The organism is Mycobacterium sp. E1715 (assembly GCF_001667625.1).
In the GTDB taxonomy this organism is placed as follows: Bacteria; Actinomycetota; Actinomycetes; order Mycobacteriales; family Mycobacteriaceae; genus Mycobacterium.
The window spans coordinates 17,748-43,839 of sequence record NZ_LZJJ01000092.1 but is presented as its reverse complement, the minus strand read 5'-3'; the positions used below and the strand labels follow the sequence as shown (position 1 = coordinate 43,839).

Genomic DNA, 26,092 nt, shown 5'->3' with positions numbered 1-26,092 from the left:
GTTCCGCTGTCAATAACGAGTGACCCGAACTCGCTTGATTACGTAGCGACACTACTGGCGGACGCATGCCCCAACCACTCACCTCCGGGCGGAGTGGGAATGGCGCTGCAGCCGCGGGCTATTCCTTCGGCTCGTCCTCGGCGGGCATGATCACGATTCGCCGATTGGGCCGGTTGGTGACGACGGTGGGTTTTTCCTCGCCCGGCTTGGGACCGGGAGCGCTGGGTGGCATCGTCAGGCGACCCTTGACCGGCTGGCCGTTAGGGACGCCCGGGGCCGAGATGCGCTTCTCGGGCGGCTTGTCTTTGTTGCCGCCTTCGCCGTGCCCGCCCATCGCGCCGGGGGGCATCATCCCCATGCCACCCATGCCGGTCTGCCCGGACATCGTCGGCGCACCGCTGATCGGTGGTGTGGGGACGGCCTTCGCGGCCCCGGCCGGAGTCGTCGGCGGGGAGGAACTCGGCACGGGAGGCGGACCCAGCGAGCTGGCCGGGGTTGTGCCCCCACCGCCACCGAGACCCGCGCCGCCGCCACCCAACCCCGCGCCGCCGCCGGCTCCGGAGCCTGGGCCGACACTGTCGACCAGATGCGACTCGTCGGCGAGGCCGGCGCCGTGAGCGCCGCCCTGAACCGCGCTCATCAGCGGCTGGATCGCACTCTGGCCGGCCTGCATCGCCTGTTGCGGCAGCTGCGTCAGCGGGCCCATGATGCCGCCGACCGCGCCACCGAGTGCGCCCGTGATGCTTTGCAGCATCTGTTGCATCATCTGTGGCGCTTGCTGGCCCACGTTCTGCATCTGCTGCTGGGATTCAGCTTCGTTGGCGGGGAATTTCGCGGCGGCGTCGGCGGCGCGTGCACGGCGGTCCGCGTCCGCGGCTGCCGCGTCGGCGGCGTCTTTTGGTACGCCGCCGTTGGCGGCGGTTTCGAGAACTCCTCGCCACCCGTCGGTCGGGCTGGTTCCACCTGCGGACACCGGGAAGGGCATTGGCGTCGGCGCTTCGGGCGCACCGGACAACCCGCCCAGGATCCACGGGGAGCTCTTGACGGTGCCATCGCCTCCGGTCATGCCTACACCTCCCCAGAACCCACGACCGCTTTGTGTGCGCTCACACACTCGCGATCGGCTACCTAATCAGTTTGGCATAGCTGCCTACATTCGCTATTCACTCTGCAATTCGCGAATCGCGCACTGCCCTAGATGCTGGTTACGGCGAACCACGCCATGTGATAGTTCGCGAGATACTGATGCCCATCTATCAGGGCCTCGATAGCCGCCAACAGCATCCAGTCTGCGACCGCCGCCGCGTCGTGATCCGGATACGCCGAGAGAACCGAATCCTGTATCTCGACAATGCACCTGCGTAAAAGCTCAGTTTCGCTGTCGAGCACGCCGGTATTCCGGACCGCCGGCGCAGCGATAGCCTGCGCAATTCGCGGAAGACCATCGCGGCGACGCACAGCTTCCACGAGGGCTGGTCCGAGTTCGTCTACCTGCGGCGCGGCCGAGCGGGCTGGTCGGTCCCCGGTCAACGTGGGTGCGTCGGGGTCCGCTTCGGCAACGTAGGTGTTGTGTTCATGGGCTGCGGCGACCACGACGGCTCCGAGTAAGTCGACGGCGCTGGCATCGTGACGGCGTGCTGCAGGCTCGAGCAGGGTCACATGGGCCGGCAGCCGAACATGCGGCGGTATCCATCCGCCGGCGAGGTCGTTGACTAGCAGACTCGTGGTGCCGTCATCACGCAGACCGGCCGCCCACGAGATTCGCGGCTCCTGGCGCGCTACCGCATCGACGAGGCGTTGCAACCGCTGCTGCTCGGCCACCCTATTCGAAACCGCGCCAGCCGTCGCACCGGTCGCGGCCGACATCGCGGAGGCGCCCACCATGCTGGACGAGTTCGTGCCCGCGTGCCCGGCAGCGGTCGCGGCCGCTCCGCGTTCCACTGGCGAAACCAGCGGCCCACCCGCGGACGGGGACGATGCCGCCGAAGGGGCGACCGGCGCGCCGGAGACCGGGCCCGCCGGGACCGATGGCATCGCGGGGGGTGCGGTGGCTGAGGGTCGCAGGTCAGAGCCGTAGGCGGGCAACGGGCCAGCTGGGATGCTCGGGCCACCGGATACCGGCGCTGCCGGTCCCGACCATGAGCCGCTCGTGATTACCGGCGCAACAGGCGCAGTTCCTCCTGTGGTAGGCGGCGCCGGAGCGGCAGGCGGAGGCGTGTCCGCCGGCGTGCCCGTCGGGATAAATACCCCAGCACTGGGTGAAGTCGGTGCAACAGGCGGCGTCCCCGCCGGCGGACCGGCTTGCGGCGGTGACTCCATCGCGTTTATTGCCCCCGCCGAAATCCCCTGAGCGCCAGCGCCGGCCGGCTGACCCGTGGTCATTCCGGATGCGAACGACTGCGCCAAGTTGGGCGGGGCGCCTTGGCCCAGGCCGGCGGACGACATGCTAGTCGGGCTACCCGTTAAGCCTGACATCCCCGGCGCCATCGATCCGCCACCGCTGGGCACGTGAACACCTGGCGATGTCAGTGCTTGTTGTCCGCCTGGCACCTGCCCAACAGACCCCTGCATACCACCGAAAGCAGCCGGCGATGGTGCAGGCCGCGCGGCCGCGCCCGGCAATGACGACCCCGGCCCCTGCGCGCCGCCGAAACCAGCGGGCCCGGGAGCACTCGACGGCCCGCCTCCGCCTGCGGTCGATGCGCCAGGCCCTTGGCTTCCACCGAAGGCGGAGTGAGTGGGTGCACTCAGGTCATGTTCGCCAATCTGCTGGGGTGGGCGCACATCGCCGGTATTGAAACCGTTTTGACGGGCCCATGTCCGGGCGTCAGCACCAATTCCTTCAACATCAAGAATTTTCTGGGTGGCTGCCACGAGTTTGTCGCCCGCAGTCATGCTCGCGTTCGCAGCATCGCCGTTGCAACGCAACTGGACGGCCTGTACCTCCAAGACCTGCTCGGGCAGTGGCTTTTTCGAGGCGAGAATTTGATCGATCTCGTGATTTCCCGCATTTGCTATGTCGGTCAATCTGCTTCGAAGGTAGTCGATTGCGTCAGCGCTGGAGTCGAAGGCTGCCGACTTGGCCTGGTACTTCTCAGCGAGGTCCAGATGAAATTTCTCGTCTTGCTGGTATCTGGATATGAGGTCGTCCGCTGTGTGCCCCTGATTACTTGCCGCAATCATCATCCACTGACTACGGAGGTCCTGCGAGAAGAACTGCTGCTCCGCGCACGCTTGGCTCCAATGCTGAGCGCCGCCGCGCAGGGTCGTTGATGGCATAGGCCACCACGGTCCGATCAACGCCGCTGTCCACTTGCCGGGGGGAAGGTCAACCGCCACCGCAAACCTTTTTCATGGCGGCATCTTTCGAGATTGCGTCACTAAGCGCCGCCTGATAGTCGGCATCGGTCGCGACGCCAGCGCTGCCTTTGGCGGTAAGAGTGCCGTATGCCATAGCTACTGCGTGCGCCGCGTCGCGGTGCTTCGCGTCGAGGACCGGATCGGCCGCTGCCATCTCAAGCAATAGGGCGCCATTGGTTGTTGCGATGCGTGCTAACGCCTTGTCTGTTCCGGCGGTGTCGACCTGAGCCGCCTGGGCCGCCAGTTTATAAACATCACAAAGCTGCTGTTGAGCGGCAACAATTGCCGTGGGGTCAGGCGTTGGGGCTGTAGTGGTGGTAGACGGACTCGTGCCCGTGACCGTGGGGCGCGCAAGGGCAATGATCAGAGCGCCAACCGCTATGGCAGCGGTAAGCGCTAAGGCGATCGCCTGCCATGGGAATGAGCGTGATGCTGGCTGCGCCCAATTATTCGGTGGCCAATTCCCCCCAGGTCTGTGCGCAGTCTGTTCATGAGCAGTACCCCCGGGCCTGTTCCCCACCATGCCCCTCCTCTAGGTCGTGGCGACCGTCCAGACTGTCACGATCCGCTCGTAAGTCCTTCAACTTCCATACTGAGCCAACCAAAGGAGAGGCAGCAATTCACCGCGAGTCGCGGTTGCGTTCGTTCATCTTCGATCCGAGCCGGCTGCGTCGTTGCATTTACCCGGTCACCCCTTAAGGTAACTCGTCTTGCAGTCGATCTCGGGCTCGTGCGGATGGCTCGACGGCCTCGCAAAGAGCGGGGCGCGGAAGATGTCAGCGCGACCGTTTACAACGTGGTCGGCCGCTAACGTAATCGGCCATTCAGCCCCCTCCACACACTCTTTTCATGCCCGCATCCTTGGCATTGACGTCGGCAATTGTCGACTGCCACTGAGCTGAATCTCCAAAGCTCGCCACGGCAGCAGCGTTGCTGTATGCCTCTGCCAGGGCAACGGCGGCGCCGCGATCACCTGGCGGGATCGCGGGAGAATCATTCAACACTTGCCCCAGCAAGACGGCGCCGTTTACTGTCGCAATGCCAGCCCGTTCCGGGCTTGCACCGTTTGTCTCTATCTGGACCGCTCGTGCGGCCAGGTCGTAGACATCGCAAAGTTTCTTGTGCGCGGCAGCCGTCTCGGATGGTGTGTACGTCGGTGCCGCTGAGGCGGTCGCCGGCTCTGGGGTGGAGTGCTTCGTAGACCGTGTAGATGACACAACTACCGCAACAACGCCCAGCACAACGGCAATCGCCGCCAGGGCGACCGCCGGCCACGTGCGTGGCCGCCTTGCGGGTTGGAGCGGATAGCTGCGCTGCCAATCCCCCGGCGGCGAGCCTATAGGTGGTATCCCACCAAAGCTTGGAGGCGGATCCCCCATGCAGCTCCTCCCATTCCTGTGCAACTTGCAGGCCATTCCCTTAAATTATCCACCCCCGTTGCACCTCCACGACACAAACATGCACAACGATGGCATCGTGACGACGGACGGCTGGTGCGGGCAGGGTCACATGGCCGGCCGTCGGGCATGCGGCGGAATCCATTTGCCTGCCAGCGATTCAGCCGCCGCAAACTCTCTTCATCGCAGCGTCCTTGTTGTTGACATCACTGATCGTTGACTGCCGAAACGGATATCACGTTGCTGAACCGTGGCCGCCGTCGCCTGAGATCTGCTGTAAGCCTCTGCCAGCGCCAGGGCAGCGTCTCGATCGGTAGGCGACATCTCGGGATGCGCGCCCACCACGTGTTCCAGCATTAGCGCTCCGTTGACAACTGCGATGCCAGACAATGCCGGGTTGTCGCCGTTCGTTTCTATCTGGACAGCACATGAGGCCACGGTGTAGACGTCGCAAAGATCTTTGGTGCGCGGCACCCGAATCCGCAGATGCGTGCGTCGGCGGTGCTGACCTGACTGATGAGCCCACGATGGAGTTATTCGTAGACCGCGTAACCGCCACCACGAGGGAACCAGCGCCAAGCAGAACCGCAATCGATGCCAGTGCGATCGCCAGCCATGTCATTGGACGCTTCGAAGGTTGGGGCGGATAGGGCGGCTGCCGTTGACCAGGCGGCGGGATAACTGGCGTTCTCCACCGAAGTTTGGAGGAAGATCCCCCATGCAGCCCCGCTCAGTCCGTGCCGAGTAATTCCGTTGAATCATCCACGGCACTGCACATCAACACCGCAACATAGCGCTTCAACACGATCCCACCGAGTAACGCATCTCCGCCCACCTACCCGCTGAGGCCGAGCGATCAAACTCGCGGCGCTGACCCGTTGGCGCCTGGTCGCACAGCCTCCATATCACCGGCATTCTGCTGGTCCATGCTCGTGAATCCCTTGGCAGCGTGGTGCGCCTTCGAACCGACATCAGTCAGCGTCTGCTTGTGACCCTGGAGGATCTGCACGTGCTGTCCATGCGCAGCCGTGACCGCCTCGTGGAATGCATCGGCGGCGGCGAAATTACCGAACATCCCCGACGCCAGCGGCCCTCGCGCGAGCTGGTCGGCTCCCTCTTGCGCATGCCCGCCGGCGCGGTGCGATTCGTTGCCCCCGGAGTGCAAAAGATCGGTGTCGACGAACACTGCCACCCCTTCCGATCCATCGCAGCGCTCCCCGCGCCACTATTGACCAGGCTAAATATGCCGCGCGCGGCGGTCAATTCACGTTGGGTCCCCGAGCCGCTACAACGCGGTCGCGCCGTCAGCCAAGCCGTCCCCATCGCCGTCGGTCAGCCGCACGTTCCACTTGCCGTCGCCGTCGGTGTCGACGTATTCGGTCGCGCCGCCCTCGCCGGCGCACAGCACCCGGTCCGCCAGCCCATCGCCGTCGCTATCGAACAGCCGATCGTCCGCGCCGCCGTGGCCATCGAAGTCGACCAGCGGGCCGCCGGTGTGCTCGACACCGTCAAGGTCGAACCAGCGCAGTTGCCGGCCCTGTTCGGTGGCGACACCCCATGTCCCCGATCCGTCGTCGGTGAAGTACGCCTCGGGAGTGCCGTCGTTGTCGAGGTCGAGCACCGCGTGATCGGCGATGCCGTCCCCATCGAGGTCCGCGAAGGCGTCGTCGCGCAGCCCATCGCCGTCGAAGTCCAGCCCGAAAGCGTCGAACCGGCCGTCGCCATCAAGGTCGAGGTCGAGGTCGTGCTGCCAAATAGAAGCGGTGCCGTCGTCGCCTGCCATGCAGTAATCCATGCACGATCCGACGCGCGATCACCGCTACGGGTTCCCCTGCGAGCGCCACCAGCTCAGCAGTTCAGCGGTCGCCTCCTCGACCGTCAACGGACCGCGCTCCAACCGCAGCTCTTTCAAGAAGCGCCACGCCTCACCGACTTGCGGGCCCGCGGGAATGCCGAGCAACTCCATGATCTGGTTGCCGTCGAGGTCGGGCCGCACGCGCGCCAAATCCTCCTGCGCGGCCAGCTCGACGATCCGCGCCTCCAGCCGGTCATAGCTGGCTTGCAGCCGCGCGGCCCGGCGCTTGTTGCGCGTCGTGCAGTCGGCGCGCACCAGCTTGTGCAGCCGTGGCAATAACGGCCCGGCGTCGGTGACATAGCGGCGCACCGCGGAATCGGTCCACTTGCCCTCGCCGTAGCCGTGAAACCGCAGATGCAGATACACCAGCTGCGAGACGTCATCGACCATCTGCTTGGAATACTTCAACGCGCGCAACCGTTTTCGGGCCATCTTGGCCCCGACTACCTCGTGGTGATGGAAACTGACGCCGCCGTTGGCCTCGTGCCGCCGGGTGGCGGGCTTGCCGATGTCGTGCAGCAGCGCGGCCCAGCGCAGCACCAGATCTGGTCCGTCGTCCTCCAGCGCGATCGCCTGACGCAGCACCGTCAACGAATGCTGGTAGACGTCCTTGTGCTGATGGTGTTCGTCGATCGCCATCTGCATGCCGCCGACCTCGGGCAGCACCACCTCCCCCATGCCGGTCTGCACCAACAGGTCGATGCCGGACACCGGGTCGTCGCCGAGCAACAGCTTGTCCAGCTCGGCGGCAACCCGCTCGGCGCTAATCCGGCCCAGCTCGGGCGCCATCTCCTCGATCGCCTCGCGCACCCGAGGGGCGACGGCAAAGCCGAGCTGCGAGACGAACCGCGCCGCGCGCAGCATCCGCAGCGGGTCGTCGCCGAAGGACACCGACGGGGCGGCCGGGGTGTCGAGCACCCGGTCGCGCAGGGCGGCCAAACCGCCCAGCGGATCGAGGAATTCACCCGGCCCCTCGGGAGTGATGCGCACGGCCATCGCGTTGACCGTGAAGTCGCGGCGCACCAAATCGTCGTCAAGCCTCGAGCCGAATTGCACCTCGGGCTTGCGCGAGACCCGGTCATAGGCGTCCGCGCGGAATGTGGTGATTTCCAGGCGATGGCCGCCCTTGCCGACGCCGACGGTGCCGAACTCGATGCCGGTGTCCCACACGTTGTCGGCCCATCGCCGCAGGATCTGTTGAACCTGCTCGGGGCGGGCGTCGGTAGTGAAGTCCAAGTCGGGACTCAGCCTGCCCAGCAGCGCATCTCGCACCGAACCGCCGACGAGGTACAACTCGTGACCCGAGCCTTCGAACGCCGAGCCGAGCTCGCGCAGCATGCCCGCATGTTGGTTCAGGGCGACCTGGGCGGCGGCAAGCAGCTGCATATCGGCGTCGGACACGTTCGATCAGCCTAGTAGGCCGGGCCGAAAAGCCCGTGTGAGGAGCCGCGCACGGGTCGCGGCCATCGTCGGCGCGCATCGGCGTTGAATTGACCGGCCGGCGCGCCGCAGTACCGTTGCGCAAGGGGAAGGGTGAAAACGGCGCGGCAATGCGGTTCTGCGATTCATGAGCAATATGTCGAGTTCTCAGCGAGTGGACTTCTTGGACGCCCACGCCTGGCGCGCCGCGACATGGTCGGCGCCGTTTGTCGTCCAACTGATACTGGCGCTGTTGCTTGTCGCCATGTGGCTGCTGGGCAAGTGGCCGTTCGACACGCACAGCGCGTACGCCGGTGAGCGGGCATGGATGCTGACCGCCGCTGTCCTGACGACGTTGGTGTCGCTGCTTTTCGGCGCCGCGCTCCTCAGGTCGTCATCGCAGCGGAAGCGCGGCCTTGGCGTCAGCACCATGAGCTGTTCGGTCGCCGTGCTCGCGGGCGCCGCGATATTCGCTTACCTGGTCCTGCGCTGATGACAGACAACCGGTACGGCCCACTGACATTCGCAGTAGCCATCCTGCACGTCTTCGTCGTGGATTTCGTCACCTGGCTGTTTGTTCTGCCGATGTGGCCCTTGGTGTTTGTCGTTCTGCCGGCAGCGCTGGTCTACATCGGCGTCGGCGCCCTCGTCGCGCGGGGACCGGGAAGAATCGGGCAGATCGGCCGCGGGATGATGCTCGGCAGCCTCTCCGGGCCGCTCTCACTCCTGATCTTCATTCCCGCTTTCGCCATCGCCAACGCGATCGGCCCGATCTGACCGGACGCATTCGGTCCTGAGCCATCGCAGGTCGGCTAGCGGCGAGTATGTCCAGGGAGACTATGCCGTGCCAGCTACTATCGCTTGGGTGTCGGACGGCGAACAGGGCAAGCCACGTCGGCGCCGGGGGCGGCGGCGCGGCCGTGGCGCTGCGAGTTCGACCGAGAACCAGACGAACGGCCAAGCGCCCGCCGACTCGACGGCGACGAAGTCGCACCGATCCCGTTCGCCTCGTCGCGGGCCGGATCGGCTGCGGACCGTGCACGAAACATCTGCTGGCGGACTGGTCGTCGACGGCCTCGACGGGCCGCGCGACTCACTGGTCGCGGCACTGATCGGCCGCATCGATCGGCGTGGTCGGATGCTGTGGTCGCTGCCCAAGGGGCACATCGAAATGGGTGAGACCGCCGAGCAGACCGCGATAAGAGAGGTGGCCGAGGAAACCGGCATCCGGGGCAGCGTGCTGGCCGCCCTGGGCCGGATCGACTATTGGTTCGTCACCGACGGCCGCCGGGTGCACAAAACGGTGCACCACTATTTACTGCGCTTCTCCGGCGGCGAGCTCTCCGACGAGGACCTCGAGGTGGCCGAGGTGGCCTGGGTTCCGGTGCACGAGCTGCCGTCGAAGCTGGCCTACGCCGACGAACGGCGGCTGGCCCGGGTGGCCGACGAGCTGATCGACAAGCTCCAGACCGACGGGCCCGCCGCCCTGCCGCCGCTGCCACCCACTTCTCCGCGGCGCCGCCCGCAAACCCACTCGCGCACCCGGCACGCCGACAAACCGGCCACCGGCCGGAAGAACGGCCACGGGCCCGGGCCGTGACCACATCCCGACTCTGCTTGTTGCGCCTCGCGGCAGTGATCGGCATCGTGGCCGGCTTCGCGGTGCTCACCTGGCCCGCAATGCCGCGCGCGGCCGCCAAAGAACCCGGCGTCACGCCGTTCGTCCGGGTCCGCATCGACCAAGTCACGCCGGACGTGGTCACCACGTCGAGTCAGCCCGTCGTCACCGTCACCGGCATGGTGACGAACATCGGCGACCGCCCCGTCCGGGATGTGATGGTCCGGCTCGAACACGCGGGTGCCGTCACCGCGTCCGCGGGCTTACGGACCACCCTGGACGGCGACACGGACCAGTACCAACCGGCCGCCGACTTCCTCACGGTCGCTCCCGAACTGCAGCGCGGACAACAAGTCGGCTTCACCCTGTCGGCTCCGCTGCGCTCGCTGACCAAGCAATCGCTGGGGATCGATACGCCCGGGATCTATCCCGTCCTGGTCAACGTGAACGGCACGCCTGATTACGGCGCCCCCGCACGGCTGGACAACGCGCGCTTCCTGCTGCCCGTCGTCGGCGTGCCACCCGACCAGGGCGGCGACCTGGGCTCCGCCGTAGCGCCCGACACCTCCAAACCCGTGTGGTTGACCATGCTGTGGCCGCTGGCCGACCGGCCCCGGCTGGCCCCCGGCGTGCCCGGCGGCACCATCCCGGTCCGCCTCGTCGACGACGACCTGGCTACCTCGTTGGCCAGCGGCGGTCGGCTGGACATTCTGCTTTCGGCGGCCGAGGTGGCCACCAGCCACGATGTCGACCCCGACGGCGCGGTCGGGCGAGCCCTGTGTCTGGCCGTCGACCCCGACCTGCTCGTCACCGTCAACGCGATGACCGCCGGCTACGTGGTGTCCGATTCACCCGACGGGCCCGCGCAGCTCCCCGGCACCCCGACCCACGCCGGCGCCGGACAGGCGGCTGCCGCCGAGTGGCTCAACCGACTCCGCGCCCTGGCGCACCGCACCTGCGTGGCGCCGCTGCCCTATGCGCAAGCCGACCTCGACGCGCTGCAGCGCGTCAACGATCGTGGGCTGAGCGCCACCGCGACCACCGGCGTCAACAGCATTGTCGACCGCATCCTGGACGTGGCCTCCGTCCGCGGGGCGACGCTGCTGCCCGACGGCCCGCTGACCAACCGCGCGGTCAACCTGCTCAGCGGCAACGAAAGCACCGTCGCCGTCGCCGCCGCCGAACTGTCCGCCCCGGACGGACAAGGGACCTCGGACAGCACGGTCGACACCGCGCCCCAGCGGCTGTCCCCGCAAGTCGTGCTCGCCCCGTTCGACCCGGCGGTGGGCGCGGCGCTGGCCGGGACGGGCAGCTCGCCCTCGGTGCCCACCTATCTGGATTCCTCGCTGACGGTCCGGCTCGCGCACGACTCGGTGACCGCGCGCCGCCAGGACGCCCTGGGTTCCATGTTCTGGCACGCCTTGCGGCAGGACGACGCGCCCCGTACGCAGGTCCTGGTCCCGCCGGCGACGTGGAACCTGCAGGCCGACGACGCGCACGTCATCCTGACCGCGCTGACCACCACCATCCGGTCCGGCCTGGCGATCCCCCGGCCGTTGCCTGCGGTCATCGCCGAAGCCGCGGCACGCACCGAGCCGTCCGAACAGGTGGGCGCCTACACCTCCGCGCGCGGCCGCTTCGGCGACGACGTCACCGCACTGGTCACCGGGCAGGTCGGCCGGCTCTGGGGCCTGACGTCCGCCCTGACTACCGACGAACGCACCGGGCTGACGGGCATCCAATACACCGCCCCGTTACGCGAAGACATGCTGCGCGCGCTGAGCGAATCCCAGCCCCCCGACACCCGCAACGGCATGGCCCAGCAGCGACTGGCCGTCGTCGGCAAGACCATCAATGACCTGTTCGGCGCGGTCACGATCGTCAACCCGGGCGGCTCCTACACCCTGGCCACCGAGCACAGCCCGCTGCCGCTGGCGCTGCACAACGGCCTGGCCGTCCCGATCCGGGTCCGGCTGCAGGTCGACGCCCCGCCAGGCATGACGGTCACCGACGTCGGCCAGATCGAGCTGCCGCCCGGTTACCTGCCGCTGCGGGTGCCGATCGAAGTGAACTTCACCCAGCGGGTCGCCATCGACGTGTCGCTGCGGACCCCGGACGGCCTGCGGCTTGGCGACCCGGTGCGCCTGTCGGTGCACTCCAACGCCTACGGCAGGGTGCTGTTCGCGATCACCATGACGGCTGCGGCCGTGCTGGTGCTGTTGGCGGGACGCCGCCTGTGGCACCGCTTCCGCGGCCAACCCGACCCCGCCGACCTGGACCGGCCCGACCCGCCCGGTGCCCGATCCGCGGGGTTCGACGACGACGCCGATGACCGGGTCGAGCAAGAGCACCGCGTATGAAGCCCGCCCACCGGCAGGCCGCAGCACCGCAATCCCACCGCCTGCCAGAGCCGCCGCGGCGTCCGCACAATCCGGGCTCGCCGCCCACGGGTCCCCTGCCGCCGGTCCCCGCGGGGATTGACCGCCGACGGCCCGAACTCTCCGATTCCGCCCTGGTGTCGCGGTCGTGGGCGATGGCCTTCGCCACGCTGGTCAGCAGGCTCACGGGTTTCGCCCGGGTCGTACTTCTGGCGGCGATCCTGGGCGCCGCGCTGTCCAGTGCGTTCTCGGTGGCCAACCAGCTGCCCAACCTGGTCGCCGCGCTCGTCCTCGAGGCGACCTTCACCGCCATCTTCGTGCCGGTGCTGGCCCGCGCCGAGCAGAGCGACCCCGACGGGGGCGCGGCGTTCGTACGCCGCCTGGTCACGCTGACCACTGCGCTGCTGGTGTTGGCGACGGCCTTGTCGGTGCTCGCCGCGCCGCTGCTGGTCCGGTTGATGCTGGGCCGGGCTCCGCAGGTGAACGAGCCGCTGACGACCGCGTTCGCCTACCTGCTGCTCCCCCAGGTGCTCGCCTACGGCCTCACGTCGGTGTTCATGGCGATCCTGAACACCCGCAACGTGTTCGGCCCAACGGCGTGGGCGCCGGTCGTCAACAACGTCGTCGCGCTCGCGACCTTGGCGGTGTATGCGGCCGTCCCCGGTGAGCTGTCGGTCGACCCCGTGCGGATGGGCAACACCAAGCTGCTGGTCCTCGGCATCGGAACCACCCTGGGGGTGTTCGCGCAGACCGCGGTGCTGCTGGTCGCGTTGCGCCGCGAACGCGTGGACCTGCGTCCCCTCTGGGGCATCGACGAGCGGCTCAAGCGCTTCGGCACCATGGCCGCCGCGATGGTGCTCTACGTGCTGATCAGCCAGCTCGGCTTGGTGGTCGGTAACCAGATCGCCAGCACGGCGGCGGCGTCGGGCCCCGCGATCTACAACTACACCTGGCTGGTCCTGATGCTGCCGTTCGGCATGATCGGCGTCACGGTGCTGACGGTGGTGATGCCGCGGCTGAGCCGCAACGCCGCCGCCGACGACACCAAGGCCGTGCTGGCCGACCTGTCGCTGGCCACCCGCCTGACGTTGATCACGCTGATCCCGATCGTCGCGGTCATGACCGTCGGCGGCCCGGCGATCGGCAGCGCCCTGTTCGCCTACGGTCACTTCGGCGGGGTCGACGCCGGATACCTCGGCGCCGCGATCGCGCTGTCGGCATTCACGCTGATCCCCTACGGTCTGGTGCTGCTGCAGCTGCGGGTCTTCTACGCGCGCGAGCAACCCTGGACGCCGATCGTCATCATCCTCGTCATCACGGCCGTCAAGATCGTCGGATCCGTGCTGGCGCCGCGCCTGACCGATGACCCCAAGCTGGTGGCCGGTTACCTGGGGCTGGCCAACGGCATCGGCTTTCTGGCGGGCGCGATCATCGGCTACCTGCTGTTGCGGCACACCCTGCTGCCTGCGGGCGGCCAGTTGATCGGCAAAGGCGAGCAGCGCACCATCCTGGTCACGATCACCGCCTCGATGCTGGCCGGTTTGGTGGCCCATGTGGCCGACCGGCTGTCGGGGCTCGGCGCGCTGACCGCGCAGGGCGGCGGCGCGGGGTCACTGCTGCGGCTGCTGATACTGGCGGCGATCATGCTGCCGATCATGGCCGCGGTCATGCTTGGCGCCCGTGTCCCGGAGGCGCAGGCGGCGCTGGACGTCGTCCGGCGACGCTTCGGCGGCCGTGCGGCGGTGCCCGGCAAACCGGTGCTAAAGGACCAATATTCTCGGCGGGCCCCGGTCACGTACCCTGAGCAGAGGAATTCGTCCCCGCCTGGGGTAAATGCGGTCCAGGAGCCGATCCGGCGCAGACCTTCGGAGCGGGCAACCCAAGCCCGGATAGCGAAAGGACCGGAGGTGACCGACCGCCCTATCGAGAGTGCCGCGTCGGGTGCCGAGCTGCCACGACCGGTTGCCGACGACTTCCAGCCCGACATCCCCGCCGAACGCCCGCCGGAATCACCGGCGCCGCGCCCGTCGAATGGCGACCTGCCACCCGAAGCGCGGCGCGGTCCGGCCCCGTTCGACGCGCCCAGGGATCGCGGCGGGGACCCGTCGGGAGACGACGTCCACCTGGTTCCCGGCGCCCGCATCGCCGGTGGCCGCTACCGGCTGCTGGTCTTCCACGGCGGAGCGCCGCCCCTGCAGTTCTGGCAGGCGCTGGACACCGCGCTGGACCGGCAGGTGGCGCTGACGTTCGTCGACCCTGACGGGGCGTTGCCGGACGACGTGCTGCAAGAGATCCTGTCCCGCACGCTGCGCCTGAGCCGGATCGACAAGCCGGGCATTGCCCGGGTGCTCGACGTGGTCCACACCGGGCACGGCGGCCTGGTGGTCTCCGAGTGGGTGCGCGGCGGTTCGCTGCAGGAGGTGGCCGACACCGCGCCGTCTCCCGTCGGCGCCGTCCGCGCCATGCAGTCGCTGGCCGCGGCCGCCGACGCGGCCCACCGGGCCGGCGTCGCATTGTCGATCGACCACCCGAGCCGGGTCCGCGTCAGCATCGAGGGCGACGTCGTCCTCGCTTACCCGGCCACCATGCCCGACGCGAGCCCGCAGGCCGATATCCGCGGCATCGGCGCCGCGCTGTATGCCCTGCTGGTCAATCGGTGGCCGCTCACCGAGTCCAGCGTGCGTAGTGGGCTCGCCCCGGCCGAACGGGATTCGACGGGCCAGCCCGTCGAACCGATGATCATCGACCGCGGCATTCCCTTCCAGATTTCGGCCGTTGCAGTGCGGGCGGTTCAGGAAGACGGCGGGATACGCAGTGCCTCAACACTTTTGAACTTGTTGCAGCAGGCGACCGCGGTGGCCGACCGGACCGAGGTGCTGGGTCCGATCGATGATTCGCCCGCGCCGGCGACCGCCCGCGAATCCGCGGCCCCGGACGAAGAAACGTTCGCGCGGCGGCGCCGCAACCTGCTGATCGGCATGGGCGCCGGCCTTGCGGTCATCATCGTGGCCCTCCTGGTCTTGGCGTCGGTGGTGAGCAAGATCTTCGGCAACGTCGGTGGCGGCCTGAACAAGGACGAGCTCGGGCTGAACGGCCCGTCCTCGTCCACCTCGGCGTCGGCCCCGAGCTCGGCGGCCGCCGGCAGCGTCGTGAAGCCGACCAAGGCGACGGTCTACTCGCCCGACGGTGACGCCGACAACGCGAGCACGGCCGGTCAGGCGATCGACGGCGATCCCACCACCGCATGGGCCACCGAGGTCTACACCGACGCCGTCCCGTTCCCCAACTTCAAGCAGGGTGAAGGGCTCATGCTGCAGCTTCCGAGCGCGACGGTGATCGGCCAGGTCACCATCGACACACCCAGCAGCGGGACCAAGGTCGAGATCCGCTCGTCGTCCACGGCGTCACCGGCGTCCCTGAACGACACCACCGTGCTGGCGCCCGCGTTCACACTCAAGCCCGGCCACAACGTGATCCCGGTGCGAGCCGGGTCCCCGACCTCGAACCTGTTGGTGTGGATCTCCACCTTGGGAACCACCAACGGCAAGAGCCAGGCCGGTTTTTTCGAGATCACGGTCCAGGCCGCTTCCTGACCGGCTCACAGATCCGCCCGATGGTGAAGTGCCGCCCCACCACCAATTGGTTAGTGTCCGGCCGTGGGCTCCCGGGGAGACATCCAGCGCGAACGCAGTGATGCCGAGCTCTTGGCCGCGCATGTCGCCGGTGACCGCCACGCCTTCGGCGAACTGTTCCTGCGCCACCAACGCCAGCTGCACCGCCTCGCCCGGCTCACCACCCGTACCGCCGAGGACGCCGAGGACGCGCTGCAGGACGCCATGCTCTCGGCGCACCGCGGCGCCGGTGCGTTCCGGCATGACGCCGCCGTCGGCAGTTGGTTGCACCGCATCGTCGTCAACGCGTGCCTGGACCGGCTGCGGCGCATCAAGTCTCACCCGACCGTCCCGCTGGAGGACGTCTACGCGGTGGCGGATCGGACCGCCCAGGTCGAGACTGCGATGATGGTGCAGCGCGCCTTGATGCGGCTGCCCGTCGAGCAGCGGGCCGCGGTGGTGGCGGTCGACATGCAGGGCTACTCGGTGGCCGATACCGCCGCGCTGCTGGGTGTCGCCGAGGGCACCGTCAAGAGTCGATGCGCCCGGGCGCGCGTGCGCCTCGCCGAACTTCTCGGCTACCTGAACGCCGCGGCCGACCCGGCCCCACCCATGGCCGTCAAGCGACCCATGACGGACACTGGGGCGGATGGGTGAAGCCGACGACCATGGCGACGAGCCGCCCCTGACGGTTGAGCTCCTCGCCGACCTGCAGGCCGGCCTGCTCGACGACGAATCCGCGGCCCGCGTGCGTCAACGGGTTCGCGACGACCCAGAGGCCGAGAAAGTCCTGCGCGCCCTCAACCGGGCCCGCAGCGACGTCGCCACGTTGGGGGCCACGCCGGCGCCCGACGTACCTCCCGAGGTGACCGCCCGGATCTCGGCCGCGCTGGAATCGGCGGAAACCGGCCAGCCCGTCGCGCACTCCGCCCGGCCGCGGGTTGGGCCCACGCGGGTGGTCGCCGGGGTGGCCGGCGTCGGTGCCCTGCTCGCGGCGGTCGGCGTGGGCACCGCGGCGCTGATCGGCGCGCCCGAGCCCGCCCCCAGCACCGGGGTGACCGCCGAGCACATCACGGTGTCGACGCCGCCGATGGCCATCCCGCTGTCGCGGGACGAGATTCTCGGCCTGCTTACCCAGGCGCCGGACTACGGCCCGCTCGGCGACCCGGCGCGGCGCGCCTCCTGCCTCACCGGGCTGGGCTACCCGGCGTCCACGCAGGTGCTGGGCGCCCGGCCGGCCGAGATCAACGCTCGCCCCGGCGTCGTGCTGGTGGTGCCGGGCGACGCTCCCCGCAGCCTGGCGGTTTACGCGGTCGCACTGAACTGCAGCGCCGCCGACACCGGCCTGTTGGCCAACACGGAGATCCCCCGCCCTTAGTGTGGTGCGATGGGTTGACCGACGTCCGGGAACAGCGGTGCCTACGCTGGCGTTTGTACGAATCCAGGGACGATTTCTTGAAAGGGTTCTATGACCGCCGACACTGTGCACGACGTGATCATCATCGGTTCGGGTCCCGCTGGGTACACCGCCGCGTTGTATGCGGCGCGGGCGCAGCTGGCCCCGGTGGTCTTCGAGGGAACGTCGTTTGGTGGCGCGTTGATGACCACCACCGAGGTGGAGAATTTCCCCGGATTCCGTGACGGCATCACCGGCCCGGAGCTGATGGACCAGATGCGCGAACAGGCGCTCCGGTTCGGGGCCGATCTGCGGATGGAAGACGTCGAGTCGGTGTCGCTGGACGGGCCGGTCAAGTCGGTGACCACCGCCGAAGGCGAGACTTTCCGCGCGCGGGCGATCATCTTGGCCATGGGCGCGGCGGCGCGGTACCTCGGGGTGCCCGGCGAGCAGGAGCTGCTGGGCCGCGGCGTGAGCTCGTGTGCGACCTGTGACGGGTTCTTCTTCAAAGATCAAGACATCGCGGTGATCGGTGGCGGCGACTCCGCGATGGAGGAGGCCACCTTTTTGACCCGGTTCGCGCGCAGCGTCACCCTGGTGCACCGCCGCGACGAGTTCCGCGCGTCACGCATCATGCTGGAACGCGCCCGGGACAACGACAAGATCACCATCTTGACCAATAAGGCCGTGCTCGGCGTCGACGGTGATCAGACGGTGACCGGTTTGCGGTTGCGCGACAACGAGACTGGGGAGGAATCCACTTTGCCCGTGACGGGCGTCTTCGTGGCGATCGGTCACGACCCACGCTCGGAGTTGGTCCGCGATGTGCTCGACACCGACCCCGGCGGGTACGTATTGGTCAAGGGCCACACGACCGCCACCTCGATCGACGGCGTCTTCGCGGCAGGCGACTTGGTGGACCGCACCTACCGGCAGGCCATCACCGACGCCGGCAGCGGCTGCTCGGCGGCCATTGACGCCGAACGCTGGCTGGCCGACCACGCCGAATCGAGCTCGGCCGCCCAAAGCGACGCAACCGAATTTCCTGGCAGTACTGAGATGATTGGAGCACCTCAATGACCGACGCCGAAAAAGCCGGGGCCACAATCGAAGTCTCTGACGCATCGTTCTCCACCGAGGTGTTGTCCAGCAATAAGCCTGTGCTGGTTGACTTTTGGGCCACGTGGTGTGGGCCGTGCAAGATGGTCGCGCCGGTTCTCGAGGAGATCGCAAGCGAGCGAGGCGAGCAGCTCACGATCGCCAAGCTCGACGTCGACGCCAACCCGGTAACCGCGCGTGATTTCCAGGTCGTCTCGATTCCGACCATGATCCTGTTCAAAGACGGCCAACCGGTGAAGCGGATCGTCGGTGCCAAGGGCAAGGCGGCGCTGCTGCGCGAGCTCTCGGACGCGGTTCCCAACCTGAGCTGATCCTGGATTAAGTCGCCGCACCACGCCCCGCGTTCAGCCTGGGGTTTTCCCGATTAGGCGATCCATCTGCGACAATTGCTGTTAGCTGTTGCCCAGATGTGAGCCTGTCAATGTGTCCCGGAGGGCATTTGGTATGTCGAGTCCGCGCCGTGAATACGGCGATGCGCTGCGCTGTGGTGACCGCAGCGCAGCTGTGACCGAAATCCGGGCGACGCTGGCAACGCTAGGGCTGCTCGACACCCCGGAGGACGAACTCACCACCGGCCGGCTTGTGCCCGCCGAGGTTTTCGACGTCGAACTCGACCAGGCGGTGCGGGCCTTCCAGCAGCACCGCGGCCTGCTGGTCGACGGCGTCGTCGGCGAGGCCACCTACCGCGCGTTGAAGGAGGCGTCCTACCGGCTCGGCGCGCGCACGCTCTATCACCAGTTCGGTGCCCCCCTCTACGGTGACGACGTCGCGACGCTGCAGGCCCGGCTTCAGGACCTCGGTTTCTACACCGGCCTGGTCGACGGACACTTCGGATTGCAGACGCACAACGCCTTGATGTCCTATCAGCGTGAGTACGGGCTGGCCGCAGACGGCATCTGTGGCCCAGAAACGTTGCGTTCCTTGTATTTTCTGAGCTCCCGAGTCACGGGCGGCTCCCCGCACGCGATTCGCGAAGAAGAGCTGGTCCGGCGCTCCGGGCCGAAGCTGTCGGGCAAGCGGATCATCATCGATCCGGGCCGCGGCGGCACGGACCTCGGAGAGCTGATGCACGGCCCGTCGGGACCGGTCAGCGAAGCAGACGTGTTGTGGGACTTGGCGAGCCGGCTCGAGGGACGGATGACCGCCATCGGCATGGAGACCTTCCTTTCGCGACCGGTCAACCGCAGCCCGTCCGACGCCGAACGCGCCGCCACGGCCAACAACGTCGGGGCGGACCTGATGATCAGCTTGCGCTGCGAGAACCAGCCCAGCCCCGCGGCCAACGGCGTCGCTTCCTTTCATTTCGGGAACTCACACGGCTCGGTCTCCACGATCGGGCGCAACCTCGCGGACTTCATCCAACGAGAAGTGGTGGCCCGCACGGGATTACGGGATTGCCGGACACATGGCCGGACGTGGGATCTGCTGCGCCTGACCCGGATGCCAACCGTACAGGTCGACGTCGGCTACATCACCAATCCGAACGATCGCGCGATGCTGATCTCCACGCAAACCCGCGACGCCATCGCCGAAGGAATTCTCGCCGCGGTCAAGCGGCTCTACCTGCTGGGCAAGAACGACCGACCGACCGGTACTTTCACCTTCGCCGAACTGCTGGCTCACGAACTGTCGGTGGAGCGGGCCAGCCGGCTCGGCGGCTCCTAGCCGATCTCGGCGCCGCGCAACGTATTTCCCGCAGCGGTCCCGGCTCCGACCGGCTCTTGCAACTGTGCGTTTTCCAGCAGTCGCTCCAGGGCCGCCTCGACTTCGGCCTTCCATCCCAGGCCTTTGTCCAACTCGAGTCGCAGCCGCGGAAAGTACGGATGCGGCGCGACCACAACGAAACCCGCGGCCTGCAAGAATTCGGCGTCCAGCACGCAATTGTCCACCGAGCAATCACCAACGGCCTCCAGCACCGGCCGCACGTCCGGGCTTGCCGCCTGCGGATCCTGCAACTCCGAGGCCGCCGGGGTGCGTCCGAAGGCTTCCAGGGCCCGCACCCCGCGCCGGACCAGTTCATCGATCACCCGGGCGAGGAGACCATGCGGCAGGTCGTCGGTGGCTTGCCCCGGCTCGATACCCATCGACGTCAGCAGGACCGCGTCCGCGGACACGGGGGCGGTGGGGAATCGCTGGGCGCGCGGCACCGCCCGCGGCGGCGCGTAGAAGACATAGCCCAGGCACGGCGGCTCGCTGTGGCTTCTGTCGTCGGTGACCGCGGTCGCGACCTGACCGCACGAGCCCCACTCCAGCATGACCATCGACAGCCACGCTTCCTTCTCGAACTCGGGGTCGGCGAGGTGGTCCTGGTTACCGAGGGTCGCCGGGTCGACCTCCCAGTACACGCAGCGGCGCGCATGCTTGGGAAGCTGCTCGAACGCCTCGAGGCGCAACGGTGTGATTCGAGCGGACACTAGCCTCCTGGCTCCTGTGCGGTACTGCAGCCAATTGCACCGGCAACCCCTCCAGGATAGGAGAGGATGTCGCAATCGGGCCAGCTTTGGCCGCGAGGGGCCGGTCCCGGCCCAGGCACCGTCGGCGCGTTAGCGTCTCACCCGTTTCGTTACCGAAAATCCTTGAAACGCATGCGCTTTCGTAATGCCGCGACGACGAGCCCCGGTCGTTGCCGGTCCGTGACCGCTCCGGTGTCACAGTGACGTAATTACAGGGTATGGCGGGTCATGCTTTCGCGGCGGTCATCATGTCGATAATTCGCTGCAAATCGTCGACGGACCCGAACTCCACGACGATCTTGCCCTTGCGCTTGCCCAGGCTGACCGTCACCCGCGTGTCGAAGGCGTTCGACAACCGCTCGGCCACCTCCTGGAGGCCGGGCATCTGGATCGGCTTGCGACGCTGGGGTGCGGGGGTGGTCGCGCCGGCCCGATTCGCCAGCGTCACCGCCTCCTCGGTCGCCCGCACTGACAGTCCCTCCGCGACGATCCGGCTGGCCAGTTCCTCTTGCGCCTCGGGCCCGGCTTCCAGCGACAAGAGGGCGCGGGCATGGCCGGCCGACAGCACGCCCGCCGCCACCCGCCGCTGCACCGGGATCGGCAGCTTGAGCAACCGGATCATGTTGGTGATCAGCGGTCGCGAGCGGCCGATTCGGGAGGCGAGTTCGTCGTGGGTGACGCCGAATTCGTCGAGCAGCTGTTGGTATGCCGCCGCCTCTTCCAAGGGGTTCAACTGCACCCGGTGGATGTTCTCGAGTAGTGCGTCGCGGAGCAGATTGTCGTCGCCCGTTTCGCGCACGATGGTGGGGATGGTGGCGAGCCCCGCTTCTTGGGCCGCCCGCCAGCGCCGCTCCCCCATCACGATCTGATAGCGGGGTCCCGTCTTGGCGCCGGGAACGGCACGCACGACGATCGGCTGCAGCAATCCGAACTCGCGGATGGAGTGCACCAGTTCGGAGAGCGCCTCGTCGTCGAACACCTGCCGCGGCTGGCGTGGGTTGGGCTCGATGTCCGACGGCGCGATCTCGCGATACACCGCGCCCGCCGGGGCCAGGTCGGGTCCCGGTCCCCCGATCAACACGTCGGCCGCCGCATCCCCCATCCGCGGGCCCAGGGTCGCGGGACCCGAGTCGCCCTCGGCGGGGCCCGTCGGGATCAGCGAAGCGAGGCCCCGGCCGAGGCCGCCCTTCTTGCGTAACGGCTGCGTCATGGTCGTCCCTTCACGGCTGGTGGTCAATCACGTTCGGCGAGCTCGCGGCTCGCGTCGAGGTAGCTCATCGCCCCGCGCGATCCGGGGTCGTAGTCGATGATGGTCATGCTGTAGCCCGGCGCCTCCGAGACTTTGACGCTGCGCGGGATCACCGTGCGCAGCACCTTGGCACCGAAGTAACGACGCACCTCTTCGGCGACCTGGTCGGCCAGCTTGGTCCGGCCGTCGTACATCGTGAGCACCACGGTGCTGACGTTGAGCTGCGGGTTGAGGTGTGCCTTGACCATCTCGATGTTGCGCATCAGCTGGGACACGCCCTCCAGGGCGTAGTACTCGCACTGGATCGGAATCATCACCTCGGGCGCGGCGACGAGCGCGTTGATGGTGAGCAGCCCCAGCGACGGCGGGCAGTCGACGAAGACGTAGTCGAAGTCGAGATCGTCCAGGTCGGCCAGGGCCGTCCGCAACCGGTTCTCGCGCGCCACCATGCTGACCAGTTCGATCTCGGCACCGGCCAAGTCGATGGTGGCCGGTACGCAGAACAGGCGGTCATTGTGGGGGCTGCGCCGCAGGGCGTCCTTGACGGAAACCTCGCCGATGAGCACCTCATACGACGAGGGCGTACCGGATTGCCTGTCGGTGATGCCGAGCGCCGTGCTGGCGTTGCCCTGCGGGTCGAGGTCGATGACCAAGGTCTTGAGCCCCTGCAGGGCGAGCGCGGCGGCGAGGTTGACGGCGGTGGTGGTCTTACCGACTCCGCCCTTTTGATTGGCCACGGTGAGGATGCGGCGGTGGCGCGGCCGGCGCAGCGGCGGGTAGGTGGTGTGCAGAACGCGCATCGCGCGCTCCGCGGCCGCCCCGATCGGGGTGTCGAACTCGGCCACTGTTTCACGTGAAACATTGGCCGCCGGGTCCTCGATGGCACCTGGGACGAGGGGCGCGGGGACATCCGGCCCGGCGGGCGTCTGGACGGGCGTGGCGTTCGGGGACGGGCCCGCGGCGGTCGGCGATTCTCCCGGAGTGCTCATCGCTTCCCCGCCTTCCCCATCCGTGCCGGCTGTCGTCGCGGCCGCTCTCCGCGTCGCGCTATAACTACGGTTGCGGGGGGACGCAAATAGGTCGCGCCACATGTCACCACCCTGGCATCAACGGCGCCCGATGCTGCCATCACACGCCGGTACTGTTCAACTTCCTCGCGGGCGCGCTCGCCCTTGATCGCGAGCATCCGGCCCCCGGGCCGTAGCAACGGCATGCTCCACTTCGCCAACTTGTCCAACGACGCAACCGCTCGTGACACCGCCGCATCCCTTTCCCCGAACTGATGGCGCACCCACAGTTCCTCGGCACGGCCGCGGACCACTTCGACGGCCAACCCTAGTTGGTCGACGACCTCCGCGAGAAATTCACTTCGGCGCAGCAGCGGTTCCAGGAGCACCATCTCGACGTCCGGCCGCGCGAGCGCGAGCGGGATCCCGGGTAGCCCTGCGCCGCTGCCGATGTCGACGACCCGCTCCCCCTCCTCCAGCAGCTCGGCGGCGGCGGCGCTGTTGAGCAGATGGCGGTCCCAGACGCGGTCCACTTCGCGCGGTCCGAGCAGTCCTCGTTCCACTCCCGGACCGGCCAGCAGTTGCGCGTACCGCTGGGCGAGATCAAGCCGCGGGCCGAAGATCGCCTCCGCCGCCTCGGGCGCGGCGCCGGGCTGCGGTGGGTCGGACGGGTCCGCCGAGGGTTCGACGGGGCCGACATGTTTCACGTGAAACATCCTCTGCTTTGCCTGACGCAATGGGTGCCTCGGCGCCGGAACTACACCGCTGTAACTCGCTAGTCGTGAAGAACGACGACCCGTCGCGCGGGCTCCACGCCCTCGCTCTCGCTGTGCACGCCGGGCACCGCCGCGACGGCGTCGTGAACGATCTTGCGTTCGAACGGCGTCATCGGGGACAGCTCCTCGCGTTCACCGGATTCCAGCACCCGCCGCGCCACCTTGTCGCCCAGCGCGGCCAACTCCTCGCGACGCCGCCGACGCCAACTGGCGATGTCGAGCATCAGCCGGCTCCGGACACCGGTCTTCTGGTGCACGGCCAATCGGGTGAGCTCTTGCAGCGCGTCGAGCACCTCGCCGCCGCGGCCCACCAACTTGTTCAAGTCGTCGCTGCCGTCGATGCTCACCACCGCCCGGTTGCCCTCGACGTCCAGGTCGATGTCTCCGTCGAAGTCCAGCAGGTCCAGCAACTCCTCCAAGTAGTCGCCGGCGATCTCCCCCTCGGCGACCAGCCGCTCCTCCAGGTCGTCGGGTTCGTCCGCACCCGCCTCGGCCCCGTTTTCGGACCGCTCCTCGAGCTCGGCGTCGACGTCGGGTTGGGTGGTGGTGTCTGCGTCCGTCATGTCTTTCTCTCCCTCATCCATGGGTTCCTGCCAATCGGGGTCACCCGCCCGAGGCGGCCCGGCGTGGCTCTGTCTCCCTTGTCAGCGTTTGCGTTTCTTGGGCCGCGCGCCCGGCCGCGGGGTGCGGTTCGCCGCGCCGCCGTTCTGTCCACTGGGATTCGGCTTATCCGCCGGTGGCTTCACCGCCGCGCCGTCGCCATCGGAGCCGTCAGAGCCATCGGAGTCCGCCTCCCCCTCCCCGGCGGCCGGTGATCCGTTGCCCGCCGGCTGTCCGGCCTTGGGGCTTCGCTTGGGTTTGGCCCCCGGTGCCGGAGCATTGGCCGCTCGACGTTCCAGCGCTTCTTGCTTCTTGGCCTCGTCCTCTTTCTCGATCATGCCGAACACGTAGTGCTGCTGACCGAATGTCCAAATGTTGTTCGCGAACCAGTACAAGATGATCGCGAGCGGCAGGAACGGGCCACCGACGACGACGCCGAGCGGGAACACGTACAGCGCAAGCTTGTTCATCATCGCGGTCTGCGGATTGGCCGCGGCCTCAGGACTTTGCCGCGCCACCGATGCCCGGCTGTTGAAGTACGTCGCGATGCCGGCCAGGATCATCACCGGCGCACCGACCGCGATGACGGCCGGCCGGCTGAAGTGGGTGAACGCGTCCAACCCGGTCCGCTGCGTCATGAACGCGCCGATCGGGGCGCCGAACAGGTTCGCGTCCAAAAAGTGCCCGACGTCCGTGGGCGTGAACACGTAGTTTCCGGTGAGCCGGTTCTGGGCCACCGACAGGTGCGGCTGGCCGAAGCCCCCGGTCGTTCGGTTGAACGACCTCAGCACGTGGTAGAGCCCGATGAACACCGGGATCTGGGCAAGCATCGGCAGACAACCGAGGATGGGGTTGAACCCGTGCTCGCGTTGCAGCTTCTGCATCTCCAGCGCCATCCGCTGGCGGTCCTTGCCGTACTTCTTCTGCAGCGCCTTGATTTGCGGCTGCAGTTCCTGCATCTGCCGCGTGGTGCGGATCTGCCGCACGAACGGCTTGTAGAGCAACGCGCGGAGGGTGAAAACCAGGAACATCACCGACAGGGCCCACGCGAAGAAGCTCGACGGCCCCAGCATCGCTGCGAAGAGCTTGTACCAAACCCACATGATCCACGACACCGGGTAGTAGACGAAGTCGAGGCTAAAGAAATCAAACAAAGGTTCCACTCTCCCCTCGCGCCGGCGCGAATGCCGCCACGGCGCTGACGTCTTCGAAGTGCGCGCATTCCGGGCGTTCCGGGATCGGATCCCATCCGCCCCGATGCCATGGCCCGCACTTGGCGAGCCTGATCGCGGCCAACCAACTCCCCCGCATCAAGCCGTATTCGGTCAACGCGTCGACCGCATACTGGCTGCACGTCGGAACGAAGCGACACGTCGCCGGCCGCAAGGGCGAAACCATGTGCCGATACAGCTGGATCAGCGAGATCAGACCTCGGGCGGCCGCGGTCCCCGCCGTGCGGATGACGGCCCGCGCCGACGCAGGCGCCGTCACCGGTCCCGTCCCGCGGCTTCGAGCGCCCGGCGTAATCCGCGACGCAACTCTTCCGCCAACCGCGCCGACGATGCCGTCCGACTGCCGGGCAACGCCCGGATGACCACCTGGTCGGATTCCCGGAGCTCACCCAGAACGGATCGCGCGACATGCCGCAGCCGGCGCGACACCCGATGGCGGTCGACCGCCGAACCGACGGACTTGCCGACGATCAATCCGACGTGCGGGGCCGTTGGCGCGTCACCGTCTGTCCGGCGGAGATGGACGACAACGTCGGGCTGCGCCGCACGAATCCCGTGCTTCACCGTCGCGTCAAACTCCGTTGACCGCCGCATGCGGTTGCGTGCCGGAAGCACCGCCGAA

The 26,092-nt window shown here is 67.9% G+C and carries 26 protein-coding genes; 11 read left to right on the top strand and 15 right to left on the bottom strand.

The window, feature by feature from the left end; all coding sequences use genetic code 11:
- Positions 1 to 118 precede the first annotated feature (118 nt).
- On the bottom strand, positions 119 to 1,066 hold the full coding sequence (locus tag A9X03_RS05305; RefSeq protein ID WP_369830998.1) for a hypothetical protein: 948 nt from the start codon (positions 1,064 to 1,066) through the stop codon (positions 119 to 121).
- Between the two features lie 128 nt (positions 1,067 to 1,194).
- A complete protein-coding gene (locus tag A9X03_RS30785; protein ID WP_369830997.1) occupies positions 1,195 to 1,821 on the bottom strand; it encodes a DUF5631 domain-containing protein in 627 nt (208 codons plus the stop codon).
- A gap of 933 nt (positions 1,822 to 2,754) precedes the next feature.
- Between A9X03_RS30785 and A9X03_RS30780 the strand changes: the two genes are divergently transcribed.
- Positions 2,755 to 3,273 carry a hypothetical protein gene (locus A9X03_RS30780; RefSeq protein ID WP_369830996.1) on the top strand — a complete coding sequence of 173 codons (519 nt, stop codon included), beginning with the start codon at positions 2,755 to 2,757 and terminating at the stop codon, positions 3,271 to 3,273.
- A gap of 55 nt (positions 3,274 to 3,328) precedes the next feature.
- On the opposite strand, the gene A9X03_RS30055 is transcribed toward A9X03_RS30780, so the two are convergent.
- The 5 genes from A9X03_RS30055 to A9X03_RS05275 all read right to left on the bottom strand — a co-directional run bounded on the left by A9X03_RS30055 (position 3,329) and on the right by A9X03_RS05275 (position 7,998).
- Positions 3,329 to 3,514: a hypothetical protein gene (locus A9X03_RS30055; protein ID WP_231968857.1), complete on the bottom strand. Its 186-nt coding sequence runs from the start codon at positions 3,512 to 3,514 to the stop codon at positions 3,329 to 3,331.
- Between the two features lie 670 nt (positions 3,515 to 4,184).
- A complete protein-coding gene (locus tag A9X03_RS30050; RefSeq protein WP_231968851.1) occupies positions 4,185 to 4,739 on the bottom strand; it encodes a hypothetical protein in 555 nt (184 codons plus the stop codon).
- Positions 4,740 to 5,613: 874 nt separating this feature from the next.
- Positions 5,614 to 5,943 (bottom strand): DUF2563 family protein, encoded by a 330-nt coding sequence (locus tag A9X03_RS05285; protein ID WP_068259985.1) that lies wholly within the window; start codon positions 5,941 to 5,943, stop codon positions 5,614 to 5,616.
- A gap of 99 nt (positions 5,944 to 6,042) precedes the next feature.
- Positions 6,043 to 6,552, bottom strand: coding sequence for a pullulanase (locus A9X03_RS05280; protein ID WP_067784028.1), 510 nt, complete (start codon positions 6,550 to 6,552; stop codon positions 6,043 to 6,045).
- Between the two features lie 24 nt (positions 6,553 to 6,576).
- Positions 6,577 to 7,998: a CCA tRNA nucleotidyltransferase gene (locus A9X03_RS05275; RefSeq protein ID WP_156670063.1), complete on the bottom strand. Its 1,422-nt coding sequence runs from the start codon at positions 7,996 to 7,998 to the stop codon at positions 6,577 to 6,579.
- 283 nt (positions 7,999 to 8,281) lie between these two features.
- Here A9X03_RS05275 and A9X03_RS05270 point away from each other — a divergent pair, with 283 nt between their 5' ends.
- The 10 genes from A9X03_RS05270 to A9X03_RS05225 all read left to right on the top strand — a co-directional run bounded on the left by A9X03_RS05270 (position 8,282) and on the right by A9X03_RS05225 (position 19,818).
- The gene (locus A9X03_RS05270) at positions 8,282 to 8,524 is read left to right on the top strand and encodes a hypothetical protein (RefSeq protein ID WP_067753230.1); all 243 of its coding nucleotides are present in this window, start codon (positions 8,282 to 8,284) and stop codon (positions 8,522 to 8,524) included.
- Complete coding sequence (locus tag A9X03_RS05265; protein ID WP_068259982.1) at positions 8,524 to 8,808, top strand: hypothetical protein; 285 nt, start codon at positions 8,524 to 8,526, stop codon at positions 8,806 to 8,808. The genes A9X03_RS05270 and A9X03_RS05265 overlap by 1 nt, the downstream gene beginning before the upstream one ends.
- Before the next feature lie 88 nt (positions 8,809 to 8,896).
- Complete coding sequence (locus tag A9X03_RS05260; protein ID WP_067753215.1) at positions 8,897 to 9,631, top strand: NUDIX hydrolase; 735 nt, start codon at positions 8,897 to 8,899, stop codon at positions 9,629 to 9,631.
- Positions 9,628 to 12,009 carry a hypothetical protein gene (locus A9X03_RS05255; RefSeq protein WP_068259979.1) on the top strand — a complete coding sequence of 794 codons (2,382 nt, stop codon included), beginning with the start codon at positions 9,628 to 9,630 and terminating at the stop codon, positions 12,007 to 12,009. Before A9X03_RS05260 ends, A9X03_RS05255 begins: the two co-directional genes overlap by 4 nt.
- Positions 12,006 to 15,620, top strand: a complete 3,615-nt coding sequence (locus A9X03_RS05250) for a murein biosynthesis integral membrane protein MurJ (RefSeq protein WP_068259976.1) — start codon at positions 12,006 to 12,008, stop codon at positions 15,618 to 15,620. Before A9X03_RS05255 ends, A9X03_RS05250 begins: the two co-directional genes overlap by 4 nt.
- 63 nt (positions 15,621 to 15,683) lie before the next feature.
- Positions 15,684 to 16,295: an RNA polymerase sigma factor SigM gene (sigM, locus tag A9X03_RS05245; protein WP_067756342.1), complete on the top strand. Its 612-nt coding sequence runs from the start codon at positions 15,684 to 15,686 to the stop codon at positions 16,293 to 16,295.
- The gene (locus A9X03_RS05240) at positions 16,288 to 17,016 is read left to right on the top strand and encodes a hypothetical protein (protein ID WP_068259973.1); all 729 of its coding nucleotides are present in this window, start codon (positions 16,288 to 16,290) and stop codon (positions 17,014 to 17,016) included. The genes sigM and A9X03_RS05240 overlap by 8 nt, the downstream gene beginning before the upstream one ends.
- A gap of 90 nt (positions 17,017 to 17,106) precedes the next feature.
- Positions 17,107 to 18,114 (top strand): thioredoxin-disulfide reductase, encoded by a 1,008-nt coding sequence (gene trxB, locus A9X03_RS05235; protein WP_068259970.1) that lies wholly within the window; start codon positions 17,107 to 17,109, stop codon positions 18,112 to 18,114.
- Positions 18,111 to 18,464 (top strand): thioredoxin, encoded by a 354-nt coding sequence (trxA, locus tag A9X03_RS05230; RefSeq protein WP_067756334.1) that lies wholly within the window; start codon positions 18,111 to 18,113, stop codon positions 18,462 to 18,464. The genes trxB and trxA overlap by 4 nt, the downstream gene beginning before the upstream one ends.
- Positions 18,465 to 18,597: 133 nt before the next feature.
- Positions 18,598 to 19,818: an N-acetylmuramoyl-L-alanine amidase gene (locus tag A9X03_RS05225; protein ID WP_068259967.1), complete on the top strand. Its 1,221-nt coding sequence runs from the start codon at positions 18,598 to 18,600 to the stop codon at positions 19,816 to 19,818.
- On the opposite strand, the gene A9X03_RS05220 is transcribed toward A9X03_RS05225, so the two are convergent.
- The 8 genes from A9X03_RS05220 to rnpA form a co-directional block, all read right to left on the bottom strand.
- Positions 19,815 to 20,567: an acetyltransferase gene (locus A9X03_RS05220; protein ID WP_067887555.1), complete on the bottom strand. Its 753-nt coding sequence runs from the start codon at positions 20,565 to 20,567 to the stop codon at positions 19,815 to 19,817. The genes A9X03_RS05225 and A9X03_RS05220 overlap by 4 nt on opposite strands.
- Before the next feature lie 265 nt (positions 20,568 to 20,832).
- Complete coding sequence (locus A9X03_RS05215; RefSeq protein WP_067756325.1) at positions 20,833 to 21,816, bottom strand: ParB/RepB/Spo0J family partition protein; 984 nt, start codon at positions 21,814 to 21,816, stop codon at positions 20,833 to 20,835.
- A 23-nt stretch (positions 21,817 to 21,839) separates the two neighbouring features.
- The gene (locus tag A9X03_RS05210) at positions 21,840 to 22,844 is read right to left on the bottom strand and encodes a ParA family protein (protein WP_082974426.1); all 1,005 of its coding nucleotides are present in this window, start codon (positions 22,842 to 22,844) and stop codon (positions 21,840 to 21,842) included.
- Positions 22,841 to 23,578, bottom strand: coding sequence for a 16S rRNA (guanine(527)-N(7))-methyltransferase RsmG (gene rsmG, locus A9X03_RS05205; RefSeq protein WP_068259964.1), 738 nt, complete (start codon positions 23,576 to 23,578; stop codon positions 22,841 to 22,843). The genes A9X03_RS05210 and rsmG overlap by 4 nt, the downstream gene beginning before the upstream one ends.
- Before the next feature lie 59 nt (positions 23,579 to 23,637).
- Positions 23,638 to 24,201 (bottom strand): R3H domain-containing nucleic acid-binding protein, encoded by a 564-nt coding sequence (locus A9X03_RS05200; protein ID WP_067756319.1) that lies wholly within the window; start codon positions 24,199 to 24,201, stop codon positions 23,638 to 23,640.
- 81 nt (positions 24,202 to 24,282) lie between these two features.
- Complete coding sequence (gene yidC / locus A9X03_RS05195; protein WP_082950518.1) at positions 24,283 to 25,401, bottom strand: membrane protein insertase YidC; 1,119 nt, start codon at positions 25,399 to 25,401, stop codon at positions 24,283 to 24,285.
- Positions 25,385 to 25,729: a membrane protein insertion efficiency factor YidD gene (yidD, locus tag A9X03_RS28205; RefSeq protein ID WP_082950519.1), complete on the bottom strand. Its 345-nt coding sequence runs from the start codon at positions 25,727 to 25,729 to the stop codon at positions 25,385 to 25,387. The genes yidC and yidD overlap by 17 nt, the downstream gene beginning before the upstream one ends.
- Entirely contained in the window at positions 25,726 to 26,085 is a 360-nt protein-coding gene (gene rnpA, locus A9X03_RS28200; protein ID WP_067756311.1) for a ribonuclease P protein component, read from the bottom strand. The genes yidD and rnpA overlap by 4 nt, the downstream gene beginning before the upstream one ends.
- Positions 26,086 to 26,092: the final 7 nt, after the last annotated feature.